Here is a 25114-nt window from a genome sequence, read left to right on the forward strand (position 1 = left end):
CGCGGCCTGAGGAGAGAAGTGCATGACGCAAGTCACGGTGAAACAACTGGCCGATGAGGTCAAAACACCGGTAGAGCGCCTGTTGCAGCAGATGCGTGAGGCAGGTCTGCCGCACACCGCCGCCGAGGAACATGTGAGCGACAGTGAGAAGCAGTCTTTGCTGACTCACTTGAAAAGCAGCCACAAGGCGAAAGTGGAAGAACCGCGCAAGATTACATTGCAGCGCAAAACTACCAGCACCCTGCGTGTTGCAGGTAGCAAGAGCATCAGCGTTGAAGTACGCAAGAAGAAAGTCTTCGTACAGCGCAGCCCGGAAGAAATCGAAGCCGAGCGCAAACGCGAGCTGGATGAACGTCGCGCAGTAGAAAATGCTGCTCGTCAGAAGGCTGAAGAAGAAGCCAAGCGTCGCGCCGAAGAAGAAGCGCGTCGCCAGCCTGCTGCTGCGCAAACTGCCAGCACTGAGGCGGTCGCCGCTCCTGTTGAAGCGGTGCGCGAGGCTGCTCCGGCGGCTGCCGCACCTGCTCCAGCAGCAGACGCCCGCAAGCGCGACGAACCTCGTCGTCCGGACAAACCACGTGCCGACGATAACAATCGTCGCGGTGGTGGCGGTGATGGCGAGCGTAAAAACGCTCCGCATCGCGCCTCGGTCAAAGAGAAAGCGCCTGCGCCACGCGTTGCCCCACGTACCACCGACGAAGAAAGCGACAGCTTCCGTCGTGGTGGTCGCGGCAAGGCCAAGCTGAAAAAACGCAACGCCCACGGTTTCCAGAGCCCAACCGGCCCTGTCGTGCGTGATGTGCAGATCGGCGAGACCATCACCGTTGGCGATCTTGCCAACCAGATGTCGGTCAAGGCTGCTGAAATCATCAAGTTCATGTTCAAACTGGGTACCCCAGCGACCATCAACCAGGTGCTTGATCAGGAAACTGCTCAACTGGTAGCCGAAGAACTGGGCCACAAAGTGACCCTGGTCAGCGACACCGCCCTGGAAGATTCCCTGGCCGAGTCCCTGAAGTTTGAAGGTGAGACGTTCTCCCGTGCGCCAGTTGTGACCGTAATGGGCCACGTTGACCACGGTAAGACGTCGCTGCTCGACTACATCCGTCGTGCCAAGGTAGCTGCTGGCGAAGCCGGTGGTATCACCCAGCACATCGGTGCGTACCACGTTGAAACCGAGCGCGGCATGGTCACGTTCCTCGACACCCCGGGTCACGCCGCGTTTACCGCAATGCGCGCCCGTGGTGCCAAGGCGACCGACATCGTGATCCTGGTCGTTGCAGCGGACGACGGCGTAATGCCGCAGACCATTGAAGCTGTCCAGCACGCCAAGGCCGCTGGTGTTCCACTGGTGGTTGCAGTGAACAAGATCGACAAGCCGGGCGCCGATCTCGATCGCATCCGTAGCGAATTGTCGGTTCACGGCGTGACTTCCGAAGAGTGGGGCGGTGATACGCCGTTCGTTTCGGTCTCGGCCAAAGTCGGTACCGGTGTGGACGAACTGCTCGAAGCGGTCCTGCTGCAAGCTGAAGTACTTGAACTGAAAGCAACCCCATCGGCCCCAGGCCGCGGTGTTGTGGTTGAATCGCGTCTCGACAAGGGTCGCGGCCCGGTTGCAACCGTACTGGTTCAAGACGGTACCCTGCGTCAAGGCGACATGGTGCTGGTCGGCTCGAACTATGGCCGCGTGCGTGCCATGCTCGACGAGAACGGCAAGCCAATCAAGGAAGCCGGTCCTTCCATCCCTGTCGAGATCCTCGGCCTGGACGGTACCCCGGACGCTGGCGACGAGATGAGCGTGGTTGCCGACGAGAAGAAAGCCCGTGAAGTGGCTCTGTTCCGTCAAGGCAAGTTCCGCGAAGTCAAACTGGCTCGTGCTCACGCCGGTAAGCTGGAAAACATCTTCGAGAACATGGGCCAGGCAGAGAAGAAGACGCTCAACATCGTCCTCAAATCTGATGTACGTGGTTCCCTCGAAGCGTTGAACGGCGCCTTGAACGGCCTGGGTAACGACGAAGTGCAAGTGCGCGTTGTCGGCGGCGGTGTCGGTGGTATCACCGAATCCGATGCCAACCTGGCACTGGCTTCCAACGCTGTACTGTTCGGCTTCAACGTGCGTGCCGATGCCGGCGCTCGCAAGATTGTCGAGCAGGAAGGCCTGGACATGCGTTACTACAACGTCATCTACGACATCATCGAAGACGTCAAGAAAGCCCTTACCGGCATGCTTGGCAGCGACGTCCGGGAGAATATCCTGGGTATCGCCGAGGTGCGTGACGTGTTCCGCTCGCCGAAATTCGGCGCGATCGCCGGTTGCATGGTTATCGAAGGTACTGTGCACCGTAACCGTCCAATCCGTGTACTGCGTGAAGACATCGTTATCTTCGAAGGTGAGCTGGAATCCCTGCGCCGCTTCAAGGATGACGCTTCCGAAGTACGTGCCGGCATGGAATGCGGTATCGGCGTCAAGAGCTACAACGACGTCAAGCCTGGCGACAAGATCGAAGTCTACGAGAAGGTTCAGGTTGCTCGCAGCCTCTAACTCGCGCACTTCCGGAGCCACGTCGCGTGTGGGCATGCAGATGCCCCGCGCAGCGTACGGACTCTAAACGCAACGCCCGGTCTGGCTTTTGTCAGGCCGGGCGTTTGCCGCTTTCAGACTCCACGGGTTTCACCGTGTGGCAGTAACAGGTAACAAGACATGGCAAAAGAATACAGCCGTACCCAGCGTATCGGCGATCAGATGCAGCGCGAGCTGGCCCAACTGATCCGTCGCGAAGTCAAAGACCCGCGCGTTGGCCTGGTCACCATCACCGCTGTTGAAGTGAGCCGTGACGTGGGTCACGCCAAGATCTTCATCACCGTGATGGGCCAGGACAACAGCGAAGAGATCGCGCAAAGCATCAAGGTGCTCAACGCCGCCGCAGGTTTCCTGCGCATGCAGTTGGCCCGTGAAATGAAGTTGCGCAGCGTTCCCCAGTTGCACTTCCACTACGACGAAAGCGTCGTGCGTGGTGCGCACCTGTCGGCATTGATCGAGCGCGCCGTGGCTGAAGACAGCCAGCATCCGTCCACACCTGAAGACGCCAAGGAGTAAGCGGTGGCTCAGGTCAAACGTATCCGCCGTAACGTCAGTGGCATCATTCTGCTCGACAAGCCCATTGGTTTTACCTCCAATGCCGCATTGCAGAAAGTCCGCTGGCTGCTCAACGCCGAGAAGGCCGGGCACACCGGCAGCCTCGATCCCCTGGCCACCGGTGTACTGCCGTTGTGCTTTGGCGAGGCAACCAAGTTCTCGCAATACCTGCTCGATTCCGACAAGGGTTATGAAACCTTGATGCAACTGGGCAAGACCACCACCACGGCCGACGCCGAAGGTGATGTCCTGCAGGTTCGCGATGTGACCGTTGGTCGTGCCGATATTGAAGCTGCCTTACCCGCTTTTCGTGGGCAAATCAGCCAGATACCGCCGATGTACTCGGCGCTCAAGCGTGATGGCCAGCCACTTTACAAGCTGGCACGTGCGGGTGAAGTGGTGGAGCGCGAACCGCGTTCTGTTACTATTGCCCGGCTGGAATTGCTCGCCTGTGAAGGTGACACGGCCCGATTGGCGGTGGACTGCAGCAAAGGCACCTATATCCGTACCCTGGTGGAAGATATTGGTGAGCAACTGGGCTGTGGCGCATACGTTGCCGAACTGCGACGTACACAGGCCGGCCCTTTCACCCTGGCCCAGACGGTCACGCTGGAAGAGCTCGAAGCGGTACATGCCGAAGGCGGCAACGAAGCAGTTGATCGCTTCCTGATGCCATCGGACAGCGGTTTGCTGGATTGGCCATTGCTGCACTTCTCGGAGCACAGCGCGTTCTATTGGCTCAACGGCCAGCCGGTACGCGCACCGGATGCCCCGAAGTTCGGCATGGTGCGAGTACAGGATCATAACGGTCGCTTTATCGGTATAGGTGAAGTGAGCGAAGACGGGCGCATCGCGCCGCGTCGACTGATTCGGTCAGAATGACCGAACGAGTGTGGCTGTTAACAGGCATGGTCAACACTCATTTTTAGATACAGGGATTTGTCCCTGGCCTGTTGAAACTGCCCTCTGGGTGGTTTCCTGAAAAAAGGATTGCCTCATGGCTCTCGACGTTCAAGAAAAAGCACAAATCGTAGCTGACTATCAGCAAGCTGTTGGTGACACTGGTTCGCCAGAAGTGCAAGTTGCACTGCTGACCCACAACATCAACAAACTGCAAGGTCACTTCAAGGCCAACGGTAAAGATCACCACTCCCGTCGTGGTCTGATCCGCATGGTAAACCAGCGCCGTAAGCTGCTGGACTACCTGAAAGGCAAGGATCTGGGTCGTTATCAGGCTCTGATTGGTCGCCTGGGTCTGCGTCGCTAATCAGCGATTGCGCTAGAGGTTGGTTGTCTGTCGTGTGTCAGCGGGATTCCCGCTGATCCATGGCAGGCTCCCAGCCTCAAGTTTTATCTGGATACACGTTTTACCCTGGACAAGGGTTGGGCCGATTCCCGACGTTGCCCAAGAATTTCGCAAGAAGACAAGTTCCCCAAGAGCCACAAAGAAGGTAGGACACCGTGAACCCGGTTATCAAAAAATTCCAGTTCGGTCAGTCGACCGTTACCCTCGAGACAGGCCGTATCGCCCGTCAAGCCTCCGGCGCAGTGCTGGTCACCGTTGACGACGACGTTACCGTACTGGTGACCGTGGTTGGCGCCAAGACCGCTGACCCGAGCAAAGGCTTTTTCCCTCTGTCCGTTCACTACCAGGAAAAAACTTACGCTGCCGGTAAGATCCCTGGCGGTTTCTTCAAGCGTGAAGGCCGTCCTTCCGAGAAAGAAACCCTGACTTCCCGACTGATCGACCGTCCGATCCGTCCGCTGTTCCCAGAAGGCTTCATGAACGAAGTGCAGGTTGTCTGCACCGTCGTTTCCACCAGCAAGAAAACCGATCCGGACATCGCTGCGATGATCGGTACCTCGGCTGCCCTGGCGATTTCCGGCATTCCTTTCGACGGCCCGATCGGCGCCGCGCGCGTTGCGTTCCACGAAAGCACCGGCTACCTGCTGAACCCGACTTACGAGCAACAGAAAGCATCGAGCCTGGACATGGTCGTTGCCGGTACCTCGGAAGCTGTATTGATGGTTGAATCGGAAGCCAAAGAGCTGACTGAAGACCAGATGCTGGGCGCTGTACTGTTTGCTCACGACGAGTTCCAGGTGGTGATCAACGCCGTCAAGGAACTGGCTGCCGAAGCTGCCAAGCCAACCTGGACCTGGGCTCCACAGCCTGAAGCCACCGCATTGCTGGGCGCTATCCGTGCCGAATTCGGCGACGCGATCTCCCAGGCCTACGCCATCACCGTCAAGGCCGACCGTTACGCTCGCCTGGGTGAGTTGAAGGATCAGGTTGTTGCCAAGCTGTCCGGTGAAGAAGGCCAGCCTTCTTCCAGCGAAGTCAAAGCTGCCTTCGGTGAAATCGAATACCGCACCGTTCGCGAAAACATCGTTAACGGCAAGCCACGTATCGACGGTCGCGACACACGCACTGTACGTCCGCTGAACATCGAAGTCGGCGTTCTGCCGAAGACTCACGGTTCGGCGCTGTTCACCCGTGGTGAAACCCAGGCCCTGGTAGTCGCGACCCTGGGCACCGCCCGTGACGCACAACTGCTGGACACCCTGGAAGGCGAGAAAAAAGACCCGTTCATGCTGCACTACAACTTCCCTCCGTTCTCGGTGGGCGAGTGTGGTCGCATGGGCGGTGCTGGCCGTCGTGAAATCGGTCACGGCCGTCTGGCCCGTCGTTCGATTGCCGCGATGCTGCCGGCGGCCGACGTGTTCCCGTACACCATCCGTGTGGTGTCGGAAATCACCGAATCCAACGGTTCCAGCTCCATGGCTTCGGTTTGCGGTGCTTCCCTGGCACTGATGGACGCCGGTGTGCCGATGAAGGCACCGGTTGCCGGTATCGCCATGGGCCTGGTTAAAGAAGGCGAGAAATTCGCCATTCTGACCGACATCCTGGGCGACGAAGACCACTTGGGCGACATGGACTTCAAGGTAGCCGGTACCGCCAAAGGCGTGACCGCGCTGCAGATGGACATCAAGATCAAGGGCATCACCGAAGAGATCATGGAAATCGCTCTGGGCCAAGCCCTGGAAGCGCGCCTGAACATCCTCGGCCAGATGAACCAGATCATTGGTCAGTCGCGTACCGAGCTGTCGGAAAATGCTCCGACCATGATCGCGATGAAAATCGACACCGACAAAATCCGTGATGTCATCGGTAAAGGCGGCGCGACTATCCGTGCGATCTGTGAAGAAACCAAGGCTTCGATCGATATCGAGGACGACGGTTCGATCAAGATCTTTGGCGAAACCAAGGAAGCGGCTGAGGCTGCACGCCAGCGCGTCCTGGGTATTACCGCTGAAGCCGAGATCGGCAAGATCTACGTGGGTAAGGTTGAGCGTATCGTCGACTTCGGCGCATTCGTCAACATCCTGCCGGGCAAGGACGGTCTGGTTCACATCTCCATGCTGAGCGACGCTCGTGTTGAGAAAGTGACCGACATTCTGAAAGAAGGCCAGGAAGTGGAAGTGCTGGTGCTGGACGTGGACAACCGCGGCCGTATCAAGCTGTCCATCAAGGACGTAGCAGCAGCCAAGGCTTCGGGCGTTTAATTACCCGCAAGCGTCACGCTGAAAAAAGGACTCCTCGGAGTCCTTTTTTTATGAGCGCAAGAAAGTGAAGCAGAATCAGCTGTTTAGCCCGACCCAAAAGCCGCAACTTGCATGCAGGCATGACCAGCTTCATGCAAGTTGCACGATTCCGAAAATCTTCGTTTTTTATAACTTGTTGTTTTATATGGCTTTTTTAGCGTATCACTACTTGGCACACTGCCTGCAATATCCCTGTTAGCGCTGCAGTACCAAGATTTATGTACTGCAGTCTTTTAATAAAACAGGAGTTACTCGTATGAAGAAGTTCGCTCTCGCTACTGCTACCGCTCTGACTCTGGCCATGGGTGCTAACGTAGCCTTTGCTCAGACTTCCCAAGCCCCTATGACTTTGGCGGCCGGCGAAGCCACCCAGGCTAAGGAAAGCGTTTCGGATACTTGGATCACCACTAAGGTCAAAGCTGACCTGCTGACTGAAAAAGGCATTCCAGGTTCGGACATCAAGGTTGAGACCAACAAAGGTGTGGTTTCCCTGTCCTCCGAAGTAGCCGTCTCGGACTCGCAGAAAGCGACTGCCGTAGCGATCACCAAGAGAATCAAAGGCGTGACCGCTGTATCTGCTGACGGCCTGCTGGCTGGCGGCGCTACCAAGGCTGACGGTATCGACAAAACCAAAGGTGCAGCCCATAACGCTGGCGAGGCCACTGGCGATACCTGGATCACCACCAAAGTAAAAGCTGACTTGGTTACCGAGAAAGGTATCCCTGGCACCGACATCAAGGTTGAAACCAACAAAGGCGTCGTGTCCCTGTCGTCCCCAACGGCTGTAACTGCTGCGCAGAAAGAAACTGCTGTAGCGATCGCCAAGAAAATCAAAGGCGTTAAAGCTGTATCGGCCGATGGCCTGAAAGCTCAGTAACACTACAGATCGCGTCTGAACTGAATGGCGGCGGCTTAGGGTGAGTCAGATTTCCACCCAAGGCACCTCTGGAGTTCATGCGACCGACCACACGGATGTGGTCATTACAGGCTCCGGCACTTGTGTCGGGGCCTGTTCTATTTGGGGCGCGATAATTTGCCGGCCAAGCAAGGAATTGAAATGTGGGAGGAGGTTGCTCCCGATAGCGGTGTACCCGTCAACAATATCGTTGACTGACCTACCGCCATCGGGGGCAAGCCCCCTCCCACAATTGGTTGCTTGGCAACGCGATGCATCGGCGTTACCACCCGACCGTTTCCGTCTGTCTCAGATGCATAACACTATCTAGCTTGCCGGGCGATGAGCAAAAAATGTGGGAGGGGGCTTGCCCCCGATGGCGGTGTATCAGTCAACCTATCACTGACTGACCTACAGCCATCGGGAGCAAGCCCCCTCCCACAATTGGGTGCTTGGCAACTTGATGCATCGGCGTTACCACCCGACCGTTTCCGTCTGTCTCAGATGCATAACACTATCTAGCTTGCCGGGCGATGAGCAAAAAATGTGGGAGGGGGCTTGCCCCCGATGGCGGTGTATCAGTCAACCTATCACTGACTGACCTACAGCCATCGGGAGCAAGCCCCCTCCCACATTTGGTTACTCGGCATCCAGATGCATCGGCGTCACCACCCGACCATCTTTTTCCGCCTGTCCCAGTTGCGCATCAATGAAGTACACGCGGTCGTCTTCCAGCTGAGCCTTGTCCACCAGGTAATCCTTGATGGTACTGGCCCGGTCCTGGCCGAGCTGGCGCAGAAGCACGTCACTGCCACTCCAGAACTTGATCACGCCGTCCTTGAGCCTGGCCGCGCGCTCATCGTCGCCCAGGCCTTTCCATTCGGCCGGTGGCTGTTGTTTCAGGCGGGTGCGGTAAATGCCTTCCAGCAGAGGCGCTTTTTCCTTCTCGGGCACGACAAGCAATGACGCCTGGGCCGGGACTTTATCGCCGCGACGCTGCAGGATTTTGTAGTAATTGTATTGGTACTCACGCTCCAGTCGTTGCGCGGCCAGGAACGGGCCGTCACTGCTGGCCGCTGCGGTGCCTTCGATTTCCAGGCGCAGGGCAGGGCGTTCCTTGAGTGCCTTGGCCAGCGTGTTGAGGGCACCTTCGGCGTTTTTATCCAGTTCACTGGAGCCCGCCGCGAACGACACACTGCCCAGGTCTTGCGAACCGCCGCCGGTGACCAGCCCGCCGATGAACTTGAAGGGCGCCGTCGCTGCGCGGACCACGAGGTTGCGCAGGGTCTGCCACACAATCGGCATGACACTGAATTGCGGGTTGTTCAGGTCACCACTTACCGGCAGCTCGATGGAGATTTTACCGTTGCTGTCCTTGAGCAAAGCAACCGCAAGACGAATCGGCAAGTCCACGGCATCGGCGCTGTCGACTTTCTCCCCCAGTTGCAGTTGCTCGACCACCACCTTGTTTTCAGCCTTCAACTGGCCTTTGGTGATCATGTAATGCAAGTCCAGGTTCAAACGACCTTTGCGGATTCGGAAGCCCGCGAATTTGCCTGAGTACGGCGTCAGGGTGGTCAACTCGACACGTTTGAAGCTGGTCGCGATGTCCAGCGCCGCCATAGGGTCAAACGGATTCACGCTGCCCTTGATAGTCACCGGTGCATAGCGGTCCACCTTGCCCTTGATGTCGACGCTGGCCGGCCTGGCCTGGCGGCTGTCGATGGTGCCGATCTGGCCGTTGAGTTGTTGAATGGCGGTAGCGAAGTTGGGCGTGAGGCTGAAGTCGGCGAAATTGGCCGAGCCGTCGTTGATCGCGATCTGTCCGACGTGGATACCCAATGGCTTGTCTTTGCTCGCTGCCGGTTTGGCTGACGACTGGGTGCCGCCGTCGGCCGGCTGCGGGATCAGCAGGTCGTCGATGTTGGTGGTGCGGTCCTCGTTGATCATGAAGCGCGCATAGGGTTGCAGCAGGTTGACCTTGTCGATCGACAGGCTGTCGCCATGTTGGTAATTGACCCCTTCCAGCACCAGGCGCTGCCATTTGAGGAAGTCACGGGACTTGAGGGTGTCGAGCGTGTGCAACTGATCCACTTGCGCGCGGCCGGTGACTTGCAGGGTCAGCGGCTCGGTACTTTTCAGGTTGACATCCAGGTTGCTGCCCAGCATGCCGCTGCGCAGTTCCAGACGGATGAACGGGCTGATATAGGACTGCGCGACGCGCAGGTCGATGTCCTGGGTGTTCACTTTCAGCCTGGCGCTGACCGGATTCAGGTTGACCTCGCCGGTTGCCTGGATCTTGCCTTGCTTGCCCAGGCCGGTGTCGACCTTCAAGGTAAAAGGGCTCTGGTTGAGGCTGTCGAAGTTCTGCACATCGACGTTCAACGGGCCCAGCTCCAGGGCTACCGCAGGTTTGGCCTGGCGGTCAGCCAGATGCACCTGGTAGTTGCGCAGTTGCACATCCTTGAGCAGCACTTGCCACGGTTTGTTCGGCGCCGCCGGTGGCGCTTCAGGCGAGTCGGCAGTCGCGGGCGCGGAGGCCGGCTCCGGCGTCCTGGCCGTTTTGTCGGGTTGGCTGGCGAACAGTTTCTGCCAGTCCAGTTGTCCATCAGCCTCCCGGGCCGCCCAGGTTTCGAGTTTGTTGCTGCGGATTTTGCCAATCACCACGTGTTGCTTGGCCAGGTCCACGGTGGTCTCGCTGACGTCCAGGCGTTCCAGGCGTGCCAATGGCCGTCCATCCGGCGCCTTGATTGCAAAGGGCGCAATGCTGGCGGTGGTATTGGTCAGGTTCAGTTCGGTCTCTTTGGCCAGGCTGAATTTATAGTGGGTGCTGAAATTGAGCACACCGTCCTCAAGCACCAACGGCACGGCATCGCGTACATACGGCCACCAGGCTTTCATTTGACCGTCGGTGACTTTCAGCGAGCCTTCGGAGGTGATCGGCACCAGGCTGAAGTTGCCTTTCCAATCGATCTGCCCGCCCTGGGGGCCAGCGGCCACCAAGGTCATGTCGGCGTTGTCTTCCGGCAAGGTGCTGAGGTTTTTCAGCTCGAAGTCGAGTTTGTCGTAGAGAAATTCGATGGGTTCGCTGGGGCGCAGGTCGCGAAAATGCACATAGCCGCCCGCCAGCTTGATGCTGTCGATACGCAGCGGGAAAGGCTTGGCGTCGGGGTCGGCGGGGGTTGGCTCGCTTGGGGGCAATTTGAACAATTGCGCCAGGTTCAACTGGCCGGATTTGTCGAAGAGCAATTCGGTCTTGGGTTGCTCGAGTTGAACATCGGCCAGGTGCAGGGCCCGGGTCCAGAGGCTGTCGATCTGCAGGTTGGCATAGAGGCGCTCGAAACCCAGCTGTTCCTTGCCCGGGTCACCGATCTTCAGGCCCCATAGCGTCAGCTCCAGGCTGAACGGGTTGAGTTCGATACGCTCGATACGCGCCGGCACCGTTGCGTAATTGGCCAACTGCTGGTTGGCAATACGAAGGGCAATGCCGGGCAGAATCAGAAAGCCCAGCAAGCTATACACAGCAAGGGCGGTCAACAAGGCGCCTATGGCGCGGATCAATCCTTTGGGCATGGGTGACAGCCATCTATGTCGAACAGGAGTGCCTTGGAGTATGGCACGTGATTTCGGTTCCGAAGAACAGCCAGGTCTGGGAAACTTCCTACAACTGCAGGATCAGGGTCTTCAGCGGAGGTTGCTGGTCTTTCGATGGAAAGTCCGCTCCCGGTGCCATGATCTGCCACTCGCGCACGGGGCGACCGGCTTTTTCCGCGCAACGCAGCACCTGTTCGCGCCAGTCATCCATGCTCACTTTCGCCAGGTTGTTGCAGCAAATGAGCACGCCATTATCGGCGGTGGCCAACAGTGCGGGCTTGAGCAGGCTTTGGTAGTCGCGCAACAGGTCGACGGTGCCGAAGGCGCTTTTGGCCCAGGCGGGCGGATCGAGCAGCACCAGGTCATACTGGCGCTGTTCCAGGCGCGGATAGCTCGGCAGTTTCTGGCCACGGCGCTGAGTGATCGCAAGGCCGGCCAATTGGCGAATGGCCGGGAAGTAATCGGACTGTACGAACTTCATGGTCGGCAACTGCGGGTTGAGCAGACCGTTCTCGCGACCCACGGCGAGGTTGCCCTCGGCAAAGTCCAGGTTGCAGACTTCTCGTGCGCCACCGGCCGCCGCGCTCAAACCTACGCCACAGGTGTAGGCGAACAGGTTGAGCACGCTTTTACCGGCGCTGTGGTCCTTGACCCAGCCACGGGTGTTGCGCAGGTCAAGGAACAGCAGCGGGTCCTGCCCGGCATGCCGCCCACGCACACGGTAGTTGAGGCCCCATTCGTGACCGACCAGATCCTCCAGCGCGGCAGGTTCGGCGCGGTACACGCTGTCTTCACGGTCGATCCGTGAGTTGCCACGGGAGCGGTCGTTGTACACCAGCAGCAGCTCCAGGCCCATGTATTGGCTGATCAGTTGGTGCAGGTCCAGCAGATCAGCGTTTTGCAGGGATTGGTGGAAGCTTTGCACCAGCAATTGCGGGCCGTAGCGATCGATCGTCAGGCCAGCGGCGCCTTCCTGGCTGCCGTGGAACAGCCGGTAGCAATCGGTGCCTTGTGCATGCAGTTCACTGATCAGGTCTTGGCGATGGTCGAGGGCGGCGCGCAGCGCCTGGTTCAAGGAAGTCATGGAGCGCGCCTTGCTTGCGGGGGAATGAGGACAATGGGGGCGCGCAGTTTAACAGCCCCGGCCTGAACAGGCCGGGGGTTATTTCGAGGCTATCGGTTCAGTCGTTGATCAGCCGCGGTGACGACCGCGGAAGTAGTTGATCAGGCCCTGGGTCGAAGCATCTTCGGCCGAGCTTTCTTCGGCGCCGGTCAGGCGGTTATAAACGCCTTTGCCCAGCTCCTTGCCCAGCTCGACACCCCATTGGTCGAAGGCGTTGATGCCCCAGATGACGCTTTGGACGAACACTTTGTGTTCGTACATGGCGACCAGTGCGCCCAGGCGGCGTGGGCTGATGCGTTCGACCACGATAGTGTTGCTCGGACGGTTGCCCGGGATCACCTTGTGGGGTGCCAGTTTCTGCACATCGGCTTCAGGGATGCCCTTATCGCGCAGCTCCGCTTCGGCTTCGGCGCGTGTCTTGCCGAGCATCAGCGCCTGGCTCTGGGACAGGCAGTTGGCATACAGCCATTGGTGGTGGTCGGAGACCGGGTTGAAGCTGACGATCGGCACGATGAAGTCGGCCGGAATCAGTTGGGTGCCCTGATGCAGCAACTGGTGATAGGCATGCTGACCGTTGCAACCCACGCCGCCCCAGATGACCGGGCCGGTATCGGTGGCGACCGGCGTACCGTCCTGGCGCACGCTCTTGCCGTTGGACTCCATGTCCAACTGTTGCAAATGCTTGGTGATGTTACGCAGGTAGTGGTCGTACGGCAGGATCGCATGGCTCTGCGAACCCCAGAAATTGCCGTACCACACGCCCAGCAAGCCCAGCAGCACCGGCATGTTCTGTTCGAATGGCGCGTTCTGGAAATGCTGGTCCATGGTGTAGGCACCGGACAGCAGTTCCTTGAAGTTGGACATGCCGATCGCCAGGGCGATAGGCAAGCCGATCGCGGACCACAGCGAGTAACGACCACCGACCCAGTCCCACATCGGGAAGATATTCTCTTCGCGGATGCCGAACGCTACGGCCGCTGCGTTGTTGCTCGACACGGCGATAAAGTGGCGGTACAGCTCGGCTTCCGAGCCACCCTGGGCCAGGTACCAGGCGCGGGCGGCCTGGGCGTTTTTCAGGGTTTCCAGGGTGTTGAAGGATTTCGACGAAACGATAAACAGCGTGGTCTCGGCGCGCAGCTTCATGGTCAGCTCGTGGAACTCGCTGCCGTCGATGTTCGCCAGGTAGTGGCAGCGTACGCCCTTGTGGGCGTAGGACAGCAGCGCTTCGGAAACCAGTTCCGGGCCGAGGAACGAGCCACCGATGCCGATGTTCACCACGTCGGTGATCGGCTTCTCGGTGTAGCCACGCCACAGGCCGTCGTGGATACGGCCGACCAGGTCAGTGATCTGGTTCAGCACCTTGTGCACGTCGGGCATGATATTCACGCCGTTGACCGACAATTTGTCGCCAACCGGGCGACGCAGGGCGGTGTGCAGCGCCGGACGGCCTTCCGAGGAGTTGACCGGCTCGCCGGCATACAGCGCGTTGATCGCGTCTTTAAGGCCGACTTCGTTGGCCAGGCCCACCAGCAGGTCACGGGTTTCGCGGGTGATCAGGTTTTTCGAGTAATCGAGGAAAAGCCCACAGCTGCTCAGGGTGAATTCGGAAAAACGCTGGGGGTCGGCATTAAAGGCTTCGCGCATGCTGAAATCCTGCATGGCTTGGCGATGTTGATCGAGCGCTTGCCAGGCGGGCAGCGCGGTAACGTCATGAGGGGTGCGGTAGTACGCCATCGCTGCGGGTTTCCTTTTATTACGGGGACTGCCTTTAGGACACTTCAAAGCCCGGAACCTCCAGTCTTTTAACACGCGACGGGGTCCGGACAGCGCTAACCAGGAGCGCAGGGCGATTACATTAAACCTAGCGTGTCGATATGTCTTGGCTTTGTCTGCGCTGTGGCCGGTACTTTTTTATACCGGCACAGCGATGAAGGCAATCGGCGGGGTGTCGAGAAGGGTCAGTTGAGGTTCAGGTGCAGGTTGTCGATCAGGCGTGTCGCGCCCAGATAGGCCGCAACCAGGATCACAATGTCCCGGTCCTCGGGCGTGGCCGGACGCAAGTGCACGCCTTGACGCACTTCCAGGTAGTCCATACGCAAGCCGGCGGCTTCGATCTGCTGGATGTGCTCGGCGCGCAGCGTGGCGAAATCACGCTCACCGCTTTTGATGGCTTCGGCCATCTGGCTGAGGCTGCGGTACAGCACGGGGGCAATTGCGCGTTGCTCCTGGGTGAGATAACCGTTGCGCGATGACAGCGCCAGGCCGTCAGTTGCGCGGACGGTCGGCTCGCCGATGATCTGGATCGGCATGTTCAGGTCATGCACCATGGCGCGGATCACCGCCAGTTGCTGATAGTCCTTCTGGCCAAACACGGCCATATCCGGCTGGACCATGTTGAACAGCTTGCTGACCACCGTGGCGACGCCTTCGAAATGCCCTGGACGGCTGGCCCCGCAGAGGCCTTCGGACAGCTGCGGAACGCTGACGCGGGTTTGGCCGGTCATGCCGTCGGGGTACATTTCCTCGACCGTGGGCGCGAACAGCAGGTTGCAACCGGCTTGCAGCAGCATTTCCTGATCGGCGGCAAGGGTGCGCGGGTATTTGTCCAGGTCTTCGCCGGCGCCGAATTGCAGCGGGTTGACAAAAATGCTCGTCACCACGAAATCCGATTGCTGCGCGGCCTTGGTCACCAAAGTGGCGTGGCCGTTGTGCAGGTTGCCCATGGTCGGCACGAAGCCGATGCGTTTGCCGGCACTGCGCGCGTGGGTCACGGCGGCGCGCAGTTCACGTAGGGTTTTAACGGTGTTCATGCAGAAAACCCGTGTTCGGTGCCGGGAAAGGTCACGGCTTTGACTTCGCTGACGTAAGCGCTCAGTGCGGCGTGAATGCTGGCCTGGCCGGCCATGAAGTTCTTCACGAACTTGGGCACGTGGCCGCTGATCGACAAGCCGAGCATGTCGTGCAGCACCAGCACCTGGCCATCGGTGGCGGCGCCTGCACCGATGCCGATCACCGGTATCTTGACGGCCTGGGTGATTTCGGCGGCCAGTTCACTGGGCACGCACTCCAGCAGAATCATCGCGGCGCCGGCTTGTTCCAGAGCAATGGCGTCGGCGCGCATCTGGCGTGCCTGGGCTTCATTGCGCCCCTGTACCTTGTAGCCGCCGAGCAGGTTGACCGACTGCGGTGTCAGGCCCATGTGCGCGCATACCGGGACGCCTCGCTCAGCCAGCAGTCGGATCGACTCGGCGAGCCATACGGCGCCTTCGACCTTGACCATGTGCGCACCCGCCTGCATCAGTTTGCCGGCGTTCTGGAAGGTCTGTTCGAGGGTGGCGTACCCCATGAACGGCAGGTCGGCGATGATAAACGCGCCGTCATTGCCACGCTTGACGTTGGCGGTGTGGTACGCGAGCTCGTCGGTGGTGACGGGAAGCGTGCTGTCATTCCCTTGAAGCACCATGCCCAGGGAGTCGCCTACCAGCAACACCTCGACCCCGGCCTGACAGCTGGCGTGGGCGAAGGTAGCGTCGTAGCAGGTCAGCATAGTGATTTTTTCACCTCTGAGCTTGAGGCTCTGCAAGGTGGTCAGGGTAATGTCTGGCATGAAAAGGGTCCTCGTTCAGGCGCTTGGAAACAGCGAGTAACGCGCGTGAGTCTTCGTTTATACAGGCGCACTGTCTTGAGAGCAGTGCTTATAAGGCCTGGATTGCGCCCTTCAGCGCCGGGTTGGCGGCAGCGGGACGCCTATAGTCGTGAGGAGGACACGGGAAGTCAATTGGATGTGTTACCGCATTGTTACGATGGCGGTGTTACTGCTGTTACTGAAGCGATTCGGCAACTTGGGCGCAGCTTTTACGACACAAGAGATCAAAGGTGGGAGGGGCCTTGCCCCCGATAGCATCACCGCCGTACGTCAGATACACCGAGTCGCCTGTATCGCAGGCAAGCCAGCTCCCACATTGACCGAGTCATTCTTGATGTAAGCGTTCCAGCCCGACAAATGGGCAGGCTTTAAGCAGGCCGCTGAGGCTTTGCCCGTCAGGCAGTTGCAGATCGGCAGGCGCCAGCTCGGCCAGCGGATAAAGCACAAACGCCCGCAAATGCATCTGGTAATGCGGCACCTTGAGGCGTGGCTCGTCGATCAGGCGATCACCGAAGAGCAGGATATCCAGGTCCAGCGTGCGTGGCCCCCAACGCTCGAGGCGCTGGCGACCCTGATCGTTTTCGATGGCTTGCAGCGCGTCGAGCAGGTCGAGCGGCGCAAGGTCGCTGTCCAGGGCCACCACCGCGTTGGTGTAGCGCGGTTGGCCGGGAAGCAGGGAGTCACTTTGATAGAAGGCGGATACACCGGCCAGAGCAGTGCCGGGCAATTGCGCCAAAGCTTCGATAGCGTTGCGCAATTGCTGTTGCGGGGCAGCCAGGTTACTGCCCATGCCGATGTAGATACGTTCCACGTTTATTCGCCTGTTGCGCCTGAGGCATCGGCGGCGCTGCGTTTGCGCTTGCTGGAACTGCGGCGACGCTTTTTCGGCCCGTCGCCGGTGCCGTCGCCTTTACTGCCGAGTTCACGAATCATCTCGCGGCGTTGGCTGTCATTGGCGTCCTGGTAGTCGGTCCACCATTCGCCCAGGCCGTCGGTCTGCTCGCCGGCGCTTTCGCGCAGCAACAGGAAGTCGTAGCCGGCGCGGAAGCGCGGATTGTCCAGCAACAGGTCGGCGCGTTTGCCGCTGCGGCGCGGCAGGCGCTCCTGCATGTCCCAGATCTCGCGGATCGGCAAGGTGAAACGCTTCGGAATGGCGATGCGCTGGCACTGCTCGCTGATCAATTCGTGGGCGGCTTCCTGCATGGCTGGGATCGGCGGCATGCCGCGATCCTGCAAGCGCAGTACGCGTTTGGGCAGGGCCGGCCACAACAGCGCGGCAAACAGGAAGGCCGGGGTGACCGGCTTGTTCTGTTTGATGCGCAAGTCGGTGTTGATCAAGGCTTCGCTGATCAGGGTGTGGGTGTACGTCGGGTTGTATTCCAGGGCCTCGGCGCTGGCCGGGAACAGTGGATCGAACAATTGCAGGTCGACGAGCATTTCAAAGGTGTCGGCCGCATAGCCCGAGAGGAACAGCTTGAGCACTTCTTCAAACAAGCGTGCCGACGGAATTTCCCGCAGCATCGGTGCCAGTTCGCGAATCGGCGCGGCTGTGTGTTTCTCGATGCCGAAGTTCAGCTTGGCGGCGAACCGCACCGCGCGCAGCATGCGCACCGGGTCTTCCTGGTAGCGCTGCGTCGGGTCGCCGATCAAGCGGATCAGGTTGTTGCGGATGTCGTGTACGCCGTTGGCGTAATCGAGGATGCGCTCGCTGACCGGATCGTAATACAGGGCATTGATGGTGAAGTCGCGGCGTTGCGCGTCTTCTTCCAGGGTGCCGTAGACATTGTCGCGCAGGATGCGTCCGCTTTCGTTGCGGGAAGACTGGTTGGTGTCTTCCTCTTCATCGTTTTGCGGATGGCCGGCGCGGAACGTCGCGACCTCGATGATTTCGCGACCGAAGTGGATATGCACCAGCTTGAAGCGGCGCCCGATGATCCGCGCATTGCGAAATTCGGCACGCACCTGTTCAGGTGTGGCGCTGGTGGCGACGTCGAAATCCTTCGGCGTGATATTGAGCAGCATGTCGCGTACGCACCCGCCCACCAGGTAGGCCTGGTAGCCGGCGTTCTGCAAACGTTCGACGATGTTCACTGCGTAACGGCTGAATTGAGCGCGCTGCAATGAATGCTGATTGCTGTTAAGCACTTCAGGCGTGCTGCGAATGTGTTGCGTACGACGCAAGGGAGAACGGAATGACTGGAACAACTTCTTCAGCATGGGATGCACTGTTTGAAGGAATGTTCGGCCATAACGAAGAATGACCGCATGATGGGCCGGGATTCTAGCATTTAGTCAGGGGATGGTGTAGGAACAAGCTGCGGGCGTTGCGCCAAAAGCGTTTGAGGGCCAATCCAGGGGCAATCTGTCGGAAACTACAAGGGGAGCCGAAGCTCCCCCAGAAGTAGTTGCGTGCTCTATTTTTATTATTGATTTCGGGCTTCTTGTTTTTGTTGATCGCCCTCGTCATGAAGCTTCACCTTCATGACACTCCCAATCGGGAGCCAAGAGCAAACGGATTGCTTTGGTCGCTGTGTTGCTGATCTACGATCCAACCAGTTCAGGCTCTGCCTTAGGGCAGTTTTTGTTGTTCTCGGCCTGGTTGCGGGGCAAGCCCCAAATGCAACGCCTCTCCAAAAGAATCAGTTAGCTGCGCCTCCGCCGTGTTGTTTTTGTTATGCGTGAGTCGATTCGTCTTATTTTTATTGTCTTGTACAAAGCTTGTTATTGTTTTTGTACTAAGCATATAGCAGGGGGCGTGCCAACTTTAGCGTCGACCAGTAAAGCCGGGGGTTTGAGTCCGATTCGGGTTTTTGAGGGACCAAAAAAAGCCGGGGCTTCGTTACCGTAAGCCCCGGCTTTTGTTACGCGAAATATCCGCGGTAACAGTTTTTTCACATCTGCACGTGTTACCTGTGGCGCGGCCCCTCAACTTTCGCTGGCGACGCCGGTCTTGCGCCGTGGAATGCCCAGGCGCTGGCGACGTTCCCACAGGCACTTGCGGCTCACGCCCAGCTTGCGTGCCAGTTCGGTCTCGGTCATGTGGTCCTGGTGCTCGAGGACGAAATGCTGGAAGTAGTCTTCCAGGGACAAATCTTCCGTCGGCTCGTGGCTGGTATTGCTGCCCGCGCCCTGTTGCGGCGCCAGGCCGATGAAGTCGTCGTCGTCCAGATCGCTGAGTTCGATATCGATGCCCAGCAGCTCGGCGGATATTTCCGGGCTTTCCGACAGGATGACCGCACGCTCGACGGCGTTTTCCAGTTCGCGCACGTTGCCCGGCCATGAGTAATGCCGGATCGCCTGCTCCGCGTCGGGCGCAAATTTCAGGTCGGTACGGTTGATGCGTGCGCTCTGGCGCAGCAGGAACGCCTGGGCGATTTCGTTGACGTCGGCGCCCCGCTCACGCAGTGCCGGCAGCTTGAGCGCAATCACGTGCAAGCGGTAATACAAGTCTTCGCGGAATTGGCCGATTTTGGCCAGGCTCTTGAGGTCACGGTGCGTCGCGGCGATCAGACGTACATCGACCTTTTGCGATTGCACCGACCCGACCCGGCGAATTTCGCCTTCCTGCAACACGCGCAACAAGCGCGCCTGGGCTTCCAGGGGCAGCTCGCCGATCTCGTCGAGGAACAGCGTGCCGCCATCGGCCGCTTCGACCAGGCCCGCGCGCCCGGCGCTGGCACCGGTGAACGCGCCTTTTTCGTGGCCGAACAATTCGGACTCGATCAAGGATTCGGGGATTGCCGCGCAGTTCACCGAAATCATCGGTGCCTTGGCGCGCCTGGACAGGTTATGCAGGGCGCGGGCCACCAGTTCCTTGCCGGTGCCCGACTCGCCCTGGATCAATACATTGGAGTCGGTCGGCGCGACCTTGCGGATCTTGCTGTAAAGGTCCTGCATGGGCGGGCAGGAACCAATGATGCCGATCTCGCCGTTGCTGTTGTCGACGCCCGGTTTGTCGGCAGCTTTGCCTGCCGGGCGTTGTTCGACCGGCGCATTGCTGGCCGACTGGCGGTCACGCAGGATGCGCGCCACTGCCTGAAGCATCTCGTCGTGGTCAAAAGGCTTGGCGATGTAGTCCACCGCGCCCATCTTCATCGAGTCCACCGCCGAGCGCAGGCTGGCGTAGCTGGTCATGATCAGCACCGGCGTGCCCTGGCCGAGCTTGATCAATTCGGTACCCGGTGCGCCCGGCAGACGCAGGTCGCTGACGATCAGGTCGAACGTGGGAATGCTGAACCGCTCCTGGGCTTCCTGCACCGAGCCGGCTTCGCTGACCTGGTACTGATTACGTTCAAGCAGGCGACGCAAGGCAGAGCGGATAATGGTTTCGTCTTCGACGATCAAAATGTGCGGCATTGATTCAATTCTCTCGACGGTCTCAGTTCACAGCGGACGTCGCTTCGACATGACGCGGCAAGGTCACCCGAATACGGGTGCCGCGTTGGCTTTCGGTGTCAGCCGGGCTGTCGATGGTGATTTGTCCATAATGCTCTTCAACGATGGAATAGACCAGTGCAAGGCCCAGACCGGTACCTTCACCCGGGTCCTTGGTGGTGAAGAATGGTTCGAACAATCGGTCCATGATGTTCTGTGGAATGCCGCTGCCTTCGTCTTCCACGATCAGGTCGACCGTGTGCTCGAAAGCCTCGCTCTTGACGCGGACTGCACTGTGCGGGGGGGACGCGTCGCGGGCGTTGGACAGCAGGTTGATCAGGACCTGGGCCAGGCGTTGCGAGTCGCCATCGACCCAATGGTCCGGGTCGCACAAGTTAAAGAACTGTACTTCGAAATTGCGCCGGTTCAAGGCCAGCAGCCCAATGGCATCCTGCGCCACCTCGGCCAGGCATACCGCTTCGTCCTGATTCTGGTGGGCGCCGGAGTGGGCGAAGCTCATCAGTGACTGCACGATGCGCGACACGCGCTTGGTCTGCTCAAGGATTTGCCCGCTGATCTCGGTGATTTCATCGTCTTCCTCACGTTCTTCCCGCAGGTTCTGCGCCAGGCAGGCGATACCGGTGATCGGGTTGCCGATCTCGTGAGCCACGCCAGCGGCCAGGCGACCGATGCTGGCCAGGCGCTCGGAGTGCACCAGCTTGTCTTCGAGCATCTGCGTGTCGGTGAGGTCTTCGACCAGTAACACCAGGCCGCTGTTACCGGGTGCGAGGGGCTCGTCAATGGCGGCCTTGTGCAAGTTCAGCCAGCGGGTCTGGCCGTCGAGGGCCAGGTGCTGCTTGTGCAAATGCTCGTCGGGCAGGTTGATAAAGCCCTGGAGCAGTTCTTTCCAGGGGTCACCCAGGGTATTGAGGCGAGAGCCGACCACGCGTTGCGCGGCGATACCGGTAAGCTCTTCCATGGCCTTGTTCCACATCAGGATTTCCTGGTCCTTGGCCAGGGAACACACGCCCATCGGCAGTTCCTGCAGGGTCTGGCGGTGATAACGGCGCAGGGCATCGAGTTCGGCGGCCAGGCCGGTGAGGCGCGAGTGGTAGTCCTCGAGCCGGCTTTCGATGAAGTGGATGTCTTCGGTCACGTAGTTCTCGCCGCCCGCCTTGTAGGGCAGGAAGGTTTCCACCATGTCCTGGGACACGCTGGGGCCCATCAGCCCCGACAGGTTGGCTTCGATACGGTCACGCAAACGCCGCAGGGCATAGGGCCGGCGCTCGTCGAACGGCAGGTACAAATCGCGCAAGGCCTGCTCGACTTCCTTTTGCGCGGCCTTGGCACCGAGTGGCTTGGCCAGTTGCGTGGCGAATTCCTGGGGCGAGGCCGCGTGCAGCTCGCGGCGTTGCGGGCGGCGCACGTTGTCCACTGCGCAGGCTTCGGCGGCGCTGATTTCTTCGGGGCTGGCATTGGTGAACAACGAGATCAGCGTGAACATCAGCACGTTGGCGGCCAGCGAGGCGATCGCGGCCATGTGCCAGCTGGTGTCGTCCAGCACGTAAATCATGTTCAGCAAGGGGATATAGAACCCCTGCAGGTTGCCGACCAGTGGTAGCAACATAGTGACCAGCCACACCAGGATGCCCGCCAGCAACCCGGCGATGAAGCCACGGCGATTGGCGGTGGGCCAGTACAGTACCGACAGCACGCCCGGCAGGAACTGCAAGGTGGCGACAAAAGCCACGATGCCGAGGTTGGCCAGGTCCTGTCCGGCACCCAGCAGCAGATAGAAGGCGTAGCCGGCCATGATGATGGCGACGATCAGCGCGCGACGTGTCCATTTCAACCAGCGGTAGATATTGCCCTCGGCCGGTGGCTGGTACAGCGGCAGCACCAGGTGGTTAAGCGCCATTCCGGAGAGGGCCAGCGTGGTGACAATGATCAGGCCGCTGGCCGCGGACAAACCGCCGACATACGCCAGCAGCGCCAGGGCCGGGCTGTTGGCCGCGATACCGATGCCCAGGGTGAAATACTCGGGGTTGGTGGTGGCCCCCAGTTTCAGGCCGGCCCAGAGGATCAGCGGCACCGCCAGGCTCATCAACAGCAGGAACAGCGGCAAACCCCAGCTGGCGCTGACCAGCGAACGTGGGTTGAGGTTCTCGGTGAAGGTCATGTGGTACATGTGCGGCATCACGATCGCCGACGCGAAGAACACCAGCAGCAGTGTTCGCCACGGGCCTTCCTGCAGCGGCGTGTGCAGCGCGGCCAGGGCGGTCTGGTTTTGCAGCAACCACAATTCCAACTGTTGCGGGCCGTCGAACACGCCGTAAAGCGCGTAAAGGCCGACACCGCCGATGGCAATCAACTTGATCACCGACTCGAAGGCAATCGCGAACACCAGGCCCTGGTGTTTTTCGCGGGTGGCGATATGGCGTGAGCCGAAGAAAATCGTGAACAGGCTGATCAAGGCGCAGAAGGCCAGGGCAACGCGATGTTGCACGGGCTCGCGGGTGAGGATGCTGATGGAGTCGGCCACTGCCTGGATCTGCAGGGCCAACAACGGCAGCACGCCGATCAACATGAAAATCGTGGTGAGCGCACCGGCCCAGGTGCTGCGAAAGCGAAAGGCAAACAGGTCCGCCAGGGAGGACAACTGATAGGTACGCGTGATTTTCAGGATCGGGTACAGCAGCACCGGCGCCAGGAGGAACGCGCCGGACACCCCGAGGTAGCTGGAAAGGAAGCCATAGCCGTATTGATAGGCCAGGCCCACCGTACCGTAGAACGCCCAGGCGCTGGCGTACACGCCCAGGGACAAGGTGTAGGTCAAGGGATGGCGAATGATCGCCCGCGGAATCATTCCGCGCTCACTGATCCAGGCGACGCCGAACAACGCCGCCAGGTAGGCGGCGCTGATCAGCAGCATCTGGGTGAGGCTAAAGCTCATCGGCATCTTTTTGGCTCTGCAGGATGAAAGTCACGACGATCAGGATCAGCCACAGCAGATAAGGGCGGTACCAGGCGCCCGTGGCGTCGATCCACCAATCCATGATGGCGGGGGAAAACAGGTAGATCCCGACGACCAGCAGCAGGACCAATCGATAGATGTACATGTTGGCCTCTGATTGAAAAACTGCGGCGATGGTAACGGATGCCCGGCAAGCTGCAAGCGCCTTCAGCTCAATTGCGCTTCGGCCAGCGTGAGTGTGCGCGGGATCAGTGTGGCATCCCACTGCTGGATGCCCCAATCCAGCAGTTCCCGTGGGCTTGCGTAAAGCAGTTCGTCTACGACCGGCTGACCGAGGGCGCGCAGTGCTCTGAGCAGCAACGGCGCGGCCTGGTCCGCGGTCAGCGGTGGCGAACGGTACGATTTGCCCAGTTTGTTACCGTCGGGCTGGACGATCAGCGGCACGTGCAGATAGCGCGGCTGGCGCAGGCCGAGCAATTCCTGCAGGTAAAGCTGGCGGGGCGTGGAATCGAGCAGGTCGGCACCGCGCACGATGTCGGTAACCCCTTGCCAGGCGTCATCCAGCACCACGGCCAATTGATAGGCGTACAGGCCGTCGCGGCGGCGGATGATGAAGTCGCCCGCATCACGCCCCAGATGCTGTCGGAATTGGCCCTGTACCCGGTCGGTAAAATGATATTCGAGCTCGGGTACGCGCAGACGGATAGCGGCATCTTGCTGGTCGTGGCCAGCATTGCGGCAAAGTCCGGGGTAAATCCCGTTGTAGGGCTCCAGCTGTTTGCGCGAGCAGGTGCAGGCGTAGGCCAGGCCGTGGTTGAACAGGTCGTTCAGTACCTTGGCGTAGGCCTCGTGTCGCTCGCTTTGCCGGACCTGTTCGCCGTCCCATTCAAAGCCGTAGCTCTCAAGGGCATGCAGAATTGCCGCCTGGGCGCCGGGTTCTTCCCGGGGCGGATCGAGGTCTTCCATGCGCATCAGCCAGCGGCCGTGGTTGGCGCGGGCGTCGAGGTAGGAGGCGAGGGCGGCGACCAGGGAGCCGAAGTGCAAATGGCCGCTGGGCGTAGGGGCAAAACGCCCGATATAGGTAGAGGCAGTCATGGGCCGGATACTACTGGAAAATCGGTAAACGCCAGAAACAAAAATGGGGCGTTCGCACGCCCCATTCGTTCAGCTCGGCAGGTATTACTTGCCGACCTGTTTTTCCTTGATTTCGGCCAAGGTCTTGCAGTCTACACAGAGGTCCGCGGTCGGGCGGGCTTCCAGGCGACGAATACCAATCTCGACGCCGCAGGATTCGCACCAGCCGTATTCTTCGTCTTTGATCAGTTGCAGGGTCTTGTCGATCTTCTTGATCAACTTGCGCTCGCGATCGCGGGCGCGCAGTTCGAGGGCGAACTCTTCTTCCTGGCTGGCACGGTCGGCCGGGTCAGGGAAGTTGGCGGCTTCGTCCTTCATGTGGTCAACGGTACGATCAACCTCCTGCATCAAGTCTTGTTTCCACTTGTTCAGGATCTTGGTGAAGTGCAAGCGCATGGGCTCGCCCATGTACTCCTCACCTTTCTTCTCTACGTAAGGTTCGAAGCCGCTGATGCTTTGCTTTTCTTGGGTGGACATGAATAGACCGCCTCTCACTCTTCTAATCCATTGCGCAGGATTGCAACGTCACCGACACCTGCCGGCCCTGCGGCTGCAAGCGGGCGAACTTACCAGATAGATTCAGGGTGCGCCACTCCCGGTTGTCGAGCCTGTCGCGCCGGGGTTGCAAACTGCAG

The 25114-nt window shown here is 59.7% G+C and carries 18 protein-coding genes; 6 read left to right on the top strand and 12 right to left on the bottom strand.

All coding sequences use genetic code 11. The annotated features are described in order from the left end of the window. The first annotated feature begins 22 nt into the window (after positions 1-22). From infB to BFQ04_RS19390, 6 genes are all read left to right on the top strand, one after another. Positions 23-2539: a translation initiation factor IF-2 gene (gene infB, locus BFQ04_RS19365; protein WP_065952180.1), complete on the top strand. Its 2517-nt coding sequence runs from the start codon at positions 23-25 to the stop codon at positions 2537-2539. Between the two features lie 159 nt (positions 2540-2698). Beyond that, a complete protein-coding gene (gene rbfA, locus BFQ04_RS19370) occupies positions 2699-3094 on the top strand; it encodes a 30S ribosome-binding factor RbfA (RefSeq protein ID WP_065883945.1) in 396 nt (131 codons plus the stop codon). A 3-nt stretch (positions 3095-3097) separates the two neighbouring features. Beyond that, positions 3098-4015 (top strand): tRNA pseudouridine(55) synthase TruB, encoded by a 918-nt coding sequence (truB, locus tag BFQ04_RS19375; RefSeq protein WP_003176136.1) that lies wholly within the window; start codon positions 3098-3100, stop codon positions 4013-4015. Between the two features lie 115 nt (positions 4016-4130). After that, on the top strand, positions 4131-4400 hold the full coding sequence (rpsO, locus tag BFQ04_RS19380; protein WP_003176135.1) for a 30S ribosomal protein S15: 270 nt from the start codon (positions 4131-4133) through the stop codon (positions 4398-4400). Positions 4401-4594: 194 nt separating this feature from the next. Beyond that, on the top strand, positions 4595-6700 hold the full coding sequence (pnp, locus tag BFQ04_RS19385) for a polyribonucleotide nucleotidyltransferase (protein ID WP_049711495.1): 2106 nt from the start codon (positions 4595-4597) through the stop codon (positions 6698-6700). A gap of 295 nt (positions 6701-6995) precedes the next feature. Next, the gene (locus tag BFQ04_RS19390; RefSeq protein WP_065952181.1) at positions 6996-7616 is read left to right on the top strand and encodes a BON domain-containing protein; all 621 of its coding nucleotides are present in this window, start codon (positions 6996-6998) and stop codon (positions 7614-7616) included. Positions 7617-8273: 657 nt separating this feature from the next. Here the strand turns inward: BFQ04_RS19390 and BFQ04_RS19395 are convergent. The 12 genes from BFQ04_RS19395 to dksA form a co-directional block, all read right to left on the bottom strand. Then, on the bottom strand, positions 8274-11207 hold the full coding sequence (locus BFQ04_RS19395) for a DUF748 domain-containing protein (RefSeq protein ID WP_065952182.1): 2934 nt from the start codon (positions 11205-11207) through the stop codon (positions 8274-8276). A gap of 88 nt (positions 11208-11295) precedes the next feature. Further along, entirely contained in the window at positions 11296-12312 is a 1017-nt protein-coding gene (locus BFQ04_RS19400; protein ID WP_065952183.1) for a class I SAM-dependent rRNA methyltransferase, read from the bottom strand. A gap of 108 nt (positions 12313-12420) precedes the next feature. Beyond that, the gene (gene pgi, locus BFQ04_RS19405; RefSeq protein WP_065952184.1) at positions 12421-14085 is read right to left on the bottom strand and encodes a glucose-6-phosphate isomerase; all 1665 of its coding nucleotides are present in this window, start codon (positions 14083-14085) and stop codon (positions 12421-12423) included. Between the two features lie 224 nt (positions 14086-14309). After that, positions 14310-15161, bottom strand: coding sequence for a pantoate--beta-alanine ligase (panC, locus tag BFQ04_RS19410; RefSeq protein ID WP_065952185.1), 852 nt, complete (start codon positions 15159-15161; stop codon positions 14310-14312). Beyond that, the gene (gene panB / locus BFQ04_RS19415; RefSeq protein ID WP_065952186.1) at positions 15158-15958 is read right to left on the bottom strand and encodes a 3-methyl-2-oxobutanoate hydroxymethyltransferase; all 801 of its coding nucleotides are present in this window, start codon (positions 15956-15958) and stop codon (positions 15158-15160) included. The genes panC and panB overlap by 4 nt, the downstream gene beginning before the upstream one ends. Positions 15959-16322: 364 nt before the next feature. After that, on the bottom strand, positions 16323-16808 hold the full coding sequence (folK, locus tag BFQ04_RS19425; RefSeq protein WP_065952188.1) for a 2-amino-4-hydroxy-6-hydroxymethyldihydropteridine diphosphokinase: 486 nt from the start codon (positions 16806-16808) through the stop codon (positions 16323-16325). Positions 16809-16810: 2 nt separating this feature from the next. After that, positions 16811-18214: a polynucleotide adenylyltransferase PcnB gene (locus tag BFQ04_RS19430; protein WP_065952189.1), complete on the bottom strand. Its 1404-nt coding sequence runs from the start codon at positions 18212-18214 to the stop codon at positions 16811-16813. A gap of 708 nt (positions 18215-18922) precedes the next feature. Continuing rightward, a complete protein-coding gene (locus BFQ04_RS19435) occupies positions 18923-20353 on the bottom strand; it encodes a sigma-54-dependent transcriptional regulator (protein ID WP_065952190.1) in 1431 nt (476 codons plus the stop codon). A 22-nt stretch (positions 20354-20375) separates the two neighbouring features. Continuing rightward, positions 20376-23330: a sensor histidine kinase gene (locus BFQ04_RS19440; RefSeq protein ID WP_162515427.1), complete on the bottom strand. Its 2955-nt coding sequence runs from the start codon at positions 23328-23330 to the stop codon at positions 20376-20378. Continuing rightward, positions 23314-23490 (bottom strand): hypothetical protein, encoded by a 177-nt coding sequence (locus tag BFQ04_RS29395; protein ID WP_003176118.1) that lies wholly within the window; start codon positions 23488-23490, stop codon positions 23314-23316. Before BFQ04_RS29395 ends, BFQ04_RS19440 begins: the two co-directional genes overlap by 17 nt. Positions 23491-23552: 62 nt before the next feature. Then, positions 23553-24440 (bottom strand): tRNA glutamyl-Q(34) synthetase GluQRS, encoded by an 888-nt coding sequence (gene gluQRS, locus BFQ04_RS19445; RefSeq protein WP_065952192.1) that lies wholly within the window; start codon positions 24438-24440, stop codon positions 23553-23555. A gap of 84 nt (positions 24441-24524) precedes the next feature. Then, positions 24525-24956 carry an RNA polymerase-binding protein DksA gene (gene dksA / locus BFQ04_RS19450; protein ID WP_065883968.1) on the bottom strand — a complete coding sequence of 144 codons (432 nt, stop codon included), beginning with the start codon at positions 24954-24956 and terminating at the stop codon, positions 24525-24527. Positions 24957-25114 lie beyond the last annotated feature (158 nt).

It is taken from the genome of Pseudomonas sp. 37 R 15 (assembly GCF_900004865.1).
Taxonomy (GTDB): domain Bacteria; phylum Pseudomonadota; class Gammaproteobacteria; order Pseudomonadales; family Pseudomonadaceae; genus Aquipseudomonas; species Aquipseudomonas fluorescens_AM.

Bases quoted from the DNA above. Each gene is read 5' to 3' on its own strand.
- panC (WP_065952185.1), bottom strand. From the start codon at position 15,161: ATGAACACCGTTAAAACCCTACGTGAACTGCGCGCCGCCGTGACCCAC.
- BFQ04_RS29395 (WP_003176118.1), bottom strand. From the start codon at position 23,490: ATGTACATCTATCGATTGGTCCTGCTGCTGGTCGTCGGGATCTACCTG.
- BFQ04_RS19390 (WP_065952181.1), top strand. From the start codon at position 6,996: ATGAAGAAGTTCGCTCTCGCTACTGCTACCGCTCTGACTCTGGCCATG.
- BFQ04_RS19435 (WP_065952190.1), bottom strand. From the start codon at position 20,353: ATGCCGCACATTTTGATCGTCGAAGACGAAACCATTATCCGCTCTGCC.
- BFQ04_RS19400 (WP_065952183.1), bottom strand. From the start codon at position 12,312: ATGACTTCCTTGAACCAGGCGCTGCGCGCCGCCCTCGACCATCGCCAA.
- gluQRS (WP_065952192.1), bottom strand. From the start codon at position 24,440: ATGACTGCCTCTACCTATATCGGGCGTTTTGCCCCTACGCCCAGCGGC.
- BFQ04_RS19440 (WP_162515427.1), bottom strand. From the start codon at position 23,330: ATGCCGATGAGCTTTAGCCTCACCCAGATGCTGCTGATCAGCGCCGCC.
- panB (WP_065952186.1), bottom strand. From the start codon at position 15,958: ATGCCAGACATTACCCTGACCACCTTGCAGAGCCTCAAGCTCAGAGGT.
- dksA (WP_065883968.1), bottom strand. From the start codon at position 24,956: ATGTCCACCCAAGAAAAGCAAAGCATCAGCGGCTTCGAACCTTACGTA.
- rpsO (WP_003176135.1), top strand. From the start codon at position 4,131: ATGGCTCTCGACGTTCAAGAAAAAGCACAAATCGTAGCTGACTATCAG.
- pgi (WP_065952184.1), bottom strand. From the start codon at position 14,085: ATGGCGTACTACCGCACCCCTCATGACGTTACCGCGCTGCCCGCCTGG.
- BFQ04_RS19430 (WP_065952189.1), bottom strand. From the start codon at position 18,214: ATGCTGAAGAAGTTGTTCCAGTCATTCCGTTCTCCCTTGCGTCGTACG.
- BFQ04_RS19395 (WP_065952182.1), bottom strand. From the start codon at position 11,207: ATGCCCAAAGGATTGATCCGCGCCATAGGCGCCTTGTTGACCGCCCTT.
- infB (WP_065952180.1), top strand. From the start codon at position 23: ATGACGCAAGTCACGGTGAAACAACTGGCCGATGAGGTCAAAACACCG.
- rbfA (WP_065883945.1), top strand. From the start codon at position 2,699: ATGGCAAAAGAATACAGCCGTACCCAGCGTATCGGCGATCAGATGCAG.